Raw genomic sequence first — 5713 nt, forward strand, 5'->3', positions numbered from 1 at the left:
GTGATCTTGGGGGTGCGCATGGGGATACTCCCTGGTGCTCGGGTGAAGGGTTGGCGCGCCGCGATCGCGGCGGCGCGCGTCGTTTCGGGGCGGCTCAGAAGAGCGCGTCGATCTCGTCGCTGGCGTCCTTGAGAAGATCCGCCGGCTCGCCCTCGTTCAGCATGATGAGTTCGAGCGTGTTCGACATGATCTTCGTGATCTGGGCCGGGTTCTCGGTGATCGGGAAGGCGAAGGTCGTCTCGGGTGTCGCGAGATCGGTGAAGGCCGAGACGTCGACGCCATTGGCCTCGTGCGTCGCGATCGCCTCCGGCACCGCGTTCGAACGCGCCGGAAAGACGATGGCGGATTTGCCGACGATGGTCTGGCACTCCTCGGAGCCGAGGAACTTGACCCACTCCCAGGCTTCCGCCTGGTTGTCGGACCCCGACCAGATCGAATCCGCCAGCCCGTTGAACATGCTGCGCCGTCCTTCCGGCCCCGCCGGGACCGGGGCGAAGCCGACCTCGAAGGGCGCGTTGTCGCGGTACCAGTTGATCATCCACGAGCCGTGGACGTTCATCGCGCCCATGCGGGAGACGAAGAGCGTCGAGGCGCCGAGCTTGCCGGTCATCGTCCGTTTCGGCGCGTAGCCCGGACCATAGGCGAGATCCTGAAGCCAGTTCAGCGTCTCCGCGAGCCGGGGATCGTCGACGTGGTAGTCGCGCGCCCAAGGCCCGTCGATGAAGCTGAACCCGGTCGAGGCTGAGAGATAGCTCCATTCGGACTGGCCGAAGGGGCTGTTCGCCACCGGCTCGTAGAGCAGGCCGAAGCTTGCGATCCGGTCGGGGTTGAAGCCTTCCTCGTCGCCCCGCACGCCGTTCTTGTCGAGGGTGAGCCGCGCGATCACCTTCTCGTAGCTCCCGCCGTCGCGCGGGTTCCACGTGAGTTCGCGCATGTCCGCCTCGGTCAGCCCCGCCTCCGCGACCATCTCCTTGTTGTAGACGATCGCGACGGTGTCCCAGTCCTTCGGCATCCCGTAGCGGGCGCCGTCCCGCGACCAGTTCTCCGCGAGACCGGGCATGAAGCCCGCCATGTCGTAGCCGTCCCGTTCGATCAGCGGCGCGAGATCGACGAGGATGTCGTTCTCGATGAAATCGGGAAAGCGGCTCAGGTGATCGACGAAGACATCCGGGGCGTCGCCGGAGATGAACCCGGTCAGCAGCGTCGTCCAGTAGCTGCCCCAGTCGAACTGCGAGATGTCGATCCGGATCTCCGGATTCCGCGCCTCGAAGAGATCGGCGCATTGCTGGTAGACGGGGACCTGGCGGCCGTCCCACATCCAGTATTCGACCTCTCCCGCCACGGCGGGCGGCGCGGTGAGCGCGGTTCCGGCGAGGATCAGGGCGATGAGTTTCTTCATGTCGGTATCTCCCCCTTGGGCGGTTTCGGTCCGTCGGGCGGTCATTTCATGCCGCTCGTCTGCAGGGATTCGACGATGCGGCGACCGAAGAAGACGAGCAGGAAGAGGATCGGGATGATCGACAGCATCACCGCCGCCATCAGTCCGCTCCAGTCGGGGTTGCCCTGGCCGGTCTGGTTCTGGAATTCGGCCAGCGCCACGGCCATCACCTGGACGTTTTCGTCGCGGCCGACGAGGAAGGGCCAGAAGAAGTCGTTCCACGCCTGGATCGAGAGCAGGATCGCGAGCGTCGCCATCGGCCCCTTCTGCAGCGGCAGCGCGATGTGCCAGTAGATCTGGAACCAGTTCAGCCCGTCGAGCCGCGCCGCCTCCTCGAGCTCCCTCGGCGAGGAGATGAAGAACTGGCGCAGGAAGAAGACCGCGAAGGGCAGCATCAGGACGTTCGGCGCCACCATGCCCGCGAAGGTGTTGACGAGCCCCAGTTCCCGGATCAGCACGAAATTCGGGATGAAGAGCACGATCGACGGGATCATGGTCGCGGCGATGAAGCTCATGAAGATCGCCTCGCGGCCCGGAAACCGCAGCCGGGCGAAGGCGAAGGCGGCGAGCGACGAGAAGAAGAGCTGTCCGCCGACGAGCAGGCCCGTGTAGATGACGCTGTTGCGAAGCGCGAGCAGGAAGTTGATCGGCGAGGCCGCGACGCTCGCGAGTTCGATCTCCGTCGGCAGCCCGAGCACCCGGCGGAAGTTCGCGAAGGTGATGTCCGGCGCGAAGAGCCGCGAGGCGGAGAGGAACACCTCGCTCGGCTCGGTGAGGGCGGTCTTGAGGCTGATCCAGATCGGGAGCAGCGAGACGAAGCAGATGACGGCGAGCGCGGCGTAGCCGGCGGCGCGGCCCGGGTCGAGTTTCATCGAAGGCATGGGTTCCCCTCCCTCAGGCCAGATCGGACTGGTCGGCGCGCAGGAAGCGCAGTTGCGCGAGGGTGACGCCGATCAGCGCGACGAAGAGCACCATCGACATCGCCGAGGCATAGCCCATGCCGCCAAGCTGGAACGCGTGTTCGTAGATGTACCAGAGGATCGCGCGGGTCGAGCCGGCGGGTCCGCCCTGGGTCGTGACCGCGATCACGTCGAAGACCTGGAAGGAGCCGATGACGCTGGTGACGAGCACGAAGACCAGGACCGGGCGCAGCAGCGGCAGGGTGATGAGCCGGAACATGGCGAATTCGCTCGCCCCGTCGAGCCGGGCGGCCTCGTAGAGATCCTTCGGGATCGACTGCAGCCCGGCGTAGAAGAGCAGCGCCGTGAAGCCCACGTGGCGCCAGACCGAGATGCCGGCGAGCGAGACGACCGCCTGATCCGGCGAGGCCATGAAGGTCTGCGGCGGCAGCCCGATCAGCGTCAGGAAATTGTTGGTGATGCCGATCAGCGGATCGAGCATGAGCATCCAGACGAGGCCCGCGACCACGTTCGAGATGAGATAGGGCGCGATGATGACCGCGCGGAGCCAGACCGATTTCGCGAGCCGGTCCGCGAGAACCGCGATCAGGAGGCCGAGCAGGGTCTGCACGGGGATGTTCCAGGCCACATAGGCCAGCGTGATGCGCAGCGACTCCCAGAAGGTGCCGTCCGCGAAGAGCCGCGCGTAGTTCTCGAAGCCGACCCATTCGGCGGGACGCATCAGGTTCCAGTCCGTGAGGCTGATCTGGAGCGCCCGGATCGTCGGGAAGGCGAAGAAGAGCAGGAGCCCCGCGAGCGCGGGCGCGATGAAGAGATAGCCGGTCATCGCCTCGCGCCACCGCGTGGACAGGCTGGCGGTGCGCGGCGGGCCGGCGGCGATGGTCTTCGATGCCATTGACATCGGCTCCCTCCCTTGGCGAATGCTCCGTTCCAGAGCTGATAACACGTGTCAGTTTGCAGGTTTGGGTTACTGACACGTGTTAGTACCTAGCAGCGCCACTCGGGCTTGTCAACGGATTCGGCCAGGGTTACACGTGTTATCGTGAAGTGGAAGGCGGAGGGAGTGTCGAGTCACATGGCGGGCAAGGTGACCAGTCATGATGTCGCGCGCAGGGCAGGGGTATCGCGCGCGACGGTTTCCTTCGTGATGAACCGCTCGAACGCGGTCACCATCGGCGAGGAAACCCGGCGAAGGGTTCTCGCCGCCGCCGAGGAACTCGGCTACCGGCCGAATTCGGCCGCGCGGATGCTGAAAAGCGGCGCGACCCGCACCATCGGGCTCATCATCGCCGACGCAGGGATTTCCCGTTTCGACGGGCTCATCCCGATCCTGTTCTGGAGCATCGGCCGATCGGCGCGGGCGGCGGGCTACGATCTCCTGCTCGAAAGCCCGGACCCGGCGGAGAAGGGCAATCCCTATACCGCGCTGGTGGAATCGCGGCGCATCGACGGCCTTCTGGTCCAGGGCCCGCGCAGCAACGATACCGCGCTCTTCGAACTCATCGAAAGCGATTTCCCGACCGTGATCATCGGCACGGCGGGCCATCCAGGCCAGTACGCGGTGAATATCGCCGGGCGAAGCAGTCTTCAGGAAGCCGTCTCCCGGCTGATCGGGCTGGGCCACCGGCGGTTCGGCTACGTGGCCTTTTCGGGCCCCGGCTACGTCGCGACGGAGCGGCGGATCCACGCCATCCGCGAGACCCTCGCCGGAGCCGGCCTGGAGCTGCCCGACACCGCGATCCGCCACGGCGATTTCAGCGCGGAAAGCGGCTATCTCGCCGGCCTCGCGCTGCTCGACGCCATGCCGGACCGGACGGCGATCCTCGCCGGGAACGACACCATCGCGCTCGGCCTGCTGTCGGCGCTGTCGGAACGCGGCCTCTCCGTCCCGGAGGACGTCTCCGTGGTCGGTTTCGACGATCTTCCCTTCGCGGGCTTCCTGAAACCGCCGCTTTCGACGATCCGCGTCGATGCCGACTGGCAGGGCCAGGCCGCCGCCGACCTGCTGCTCGGCCGCCTTGGACACGGCGATCCCGCCGAGCGCCGTCTTGTCAGACCCGCGCCCCTCATCTGGCGTGCCTCCGCGGGCCCTCCGCCAAAGTGAACCGCCGGGGGGCGCGGCCATCACTGGCGCGCTCGACGCCCGCGTCGGGACGGCCGCGGTTCGCCACAGCTTGTTCCGGCGCCTGGATGCGAGGGCATGAGCATTTTACGATTTGATTTCAGTGCTCCGGGTGAAATCAAAGTGTGACGGTGATCAAAGGTTGCAATATTTTGTACGTACGGTACGTATGAATAGTATCCGCGCGATTCCCGGAGCCGTCGCCGATCCGAACGAATAGAGGGGGGACCCATGGCCAAGCATTTCATGAACTCGGTCGAAACCATCGTCGACGATGCGATCGACGGGCTGCTGCGCGGCGGTGGCGCGGGGCTCGCCCGGCTCGACGCGCCGGCCGGCATCCGTGTCGTGCTGCGCGATCCGGTGCCGGGCGACCGCGTCGCGCTGATCTCGGGCGGCGGCTCGGGCCATGAGCCGGCCCATGCCGGTTTCGTGGGCGAGGGGATGCTCACGGCCGCGGTCTGCGGCGACATCTTCGCCTCGCCACCCGTCGAGGCGGTGCTGGCGGCGATCCGCGCGGTGACCGGGCCGAAGGGCTGTCTTCTCATCGTGAAGAACTACACCGGCGACCGGCTGAACTTCGGCCTCGCGGCCGAACATGCGCGCGCGGAGGGTCTCGCGGTCGAGATGGTGCTCGTCGCCGATGACATCGCGCTGCCGGAGGCGGTCCAGGCGCGGGGGCTCGCGGGGACGCTTTTCGTCCACAAGATCGCCGGCGCGGCGGCGGAGGCGGGCGAGGACCTCGAAACCGTCGCGGCTCTCGCCCGCCGGGTCGCGGGGGCGGCGAAGACGATCAGCCTGTCGCTCACGAGTTGCGCGATCCCCGGTCAGGACAGCCCCGACAGGATCACGGCGCGGGAGGCTGAGTTCGGCCTCGGCATCCACGGCGAACCGGGCGCCGAGACCGTGCCGATGGCGAGCGCCCGGGAGATGATGCGCCCGCTGACCGACCGGTTGAGCGACGCGCTCGGCGATACGGGCGACCTCGCCCTGATGATCAACACGCTGGGCGGCGTGCCGCCGATCGAGGCGCAGGTCGTGGCGCAGGCGGTGCTCTCGGGCGAGATCGGAGAGCGGGTCGCGCTCGCGATCGGCCCGGCGCCCTTGATGACCTCGCTCGACATGCGCGGCGTCTCGCTGAGCGCGCTGCCGCTCGACGCGGATCTGCGACGACTGCTCGAGGCGCCGGCCGGCCCCGCCGCCTGGATGCGCCCGTGCGCGGTGGTGGCGCCG

5 protein-coding genes are annotated in these 5713 nt (G+C 67.3%); 2 read left to right on the top strand and 3 right to left on the bottom strand.

From position 1 onward, the window contains the following. Nucleotides 1-94 precede the first annotated feature (94 nt). The 3 genes from ACLJK8_RS20480 to ACLJK8_RS20490 are packed head-to-tail and all read right to left on the bottom strand — an operon-like array spanning nucleotide 95 to nucleotide 3253. Nucleotides 95-1399, bottom strand: a complete 1305-nt coding sequence (locus tag ACLJK8_RS20480) for an ABC transporter substrate-binding protein (protein ID WP_413152215.1) — start codon at nucleotides 1397-1399, stop codon at nucleotides 95-97. A gap of 41 nt (nucleotides 1400-1440) precedes the next feature. Next, the gene (locus ACLJK8_RS20485) at nucleotides 1441-2319 is read right to left on the bottom strand and encodes a carbohydrate ABC transporter permease (protein WP_413152216.1); all 879 of its coding nucleotides are present in this window, start codon (nucleotides 2317-2319) and stop codon (nucleotides 1441-1443) included. A 13-nt stretch (nucleotides 2320-2332) separates the two neighbouring features. Then, nucleotides 2333-3253: a carbohydrate ABC transporter permease gene (locus ACLJK8_RS20490; RefSeq protein WP_413152217.1), complete on the bottom strand. Its 921-nt coding sequence runs from the start codon at nucleotides 3251-3253 to the stop codon at nucleotides 2333-2335. Nucleotides 3254-3433: 180 nt separating this feature from the next. Between ACLJK8_RS20490 and ACLJK8_RS20495 the strand changes: the two genes are divergently transcribed. Continuing rightward, on the top strand, nucleotides 3434-4462 hold the full coding sequence (locus ACLJK8_RS20495; protein WP_413152218.1) for a LacI family DNA-binding transcriptional regulator: 1029 nt from the start codon (nucleotides 3434-3436) through the stop codon (nucleotides 4460-4462). A 249-nt stretch (nucleotides 4463-4711) separates the two neighbouring features. Then, nucleotides 4712-5713, top strand: a 1002-nt coding sequence (locus tag ACLJK8_RS20500) for a dihydroxyacetone kinase subunit DhaK (RefSeq protein ID WP_413152219.1), incomplete at its 3' end; no start/stop codon positions are given.

It is taken from the genome of Amaricoccus sp. W119 (assembly GCF_047275745.1).
Classification (GTDB): Bacteria; Pseudomonadota; Alphaproteobacteria; order Rhodobacterales; family Rhodobacteraceae; genus Amaricoccus.

What these genes read in the sequence shown, in the direction of transcription:
- ACLJK8_RS20485 (WP_413152216.1), bottom strand. Translation starts at nt 2,319, where the DNA reads ATGCCTTCGATGAAACTCGACCCGGGCCGCGCCGCCGGCTACGCCGCG.
- ACLJK8_RS20495 (WP_413152218.1), top strand. Translation starts at nt 3,434, where the DNA reads ATGGCGGGCAAGGTGACCAGTCATGATGTCGCGCGCAGGGCAGGGGTA.
- ACLJK8_RS20480 (WP_413152215.1), bottom strand. Translation starts at nt 1,399, where the DNA reads ATGAAGAAACTCATCGCCCTGATCCTCGCCGGAACCGCGCTCACCGCG.
- ACLJK8_RS20490 (WP_413152217.1), bottom strand. Translation starts at nt 3,253, where the DNA reads ATGGCATCGAAGACCATCGCCGCCGGCCCGCCGCGCACCGCCAGCCTG.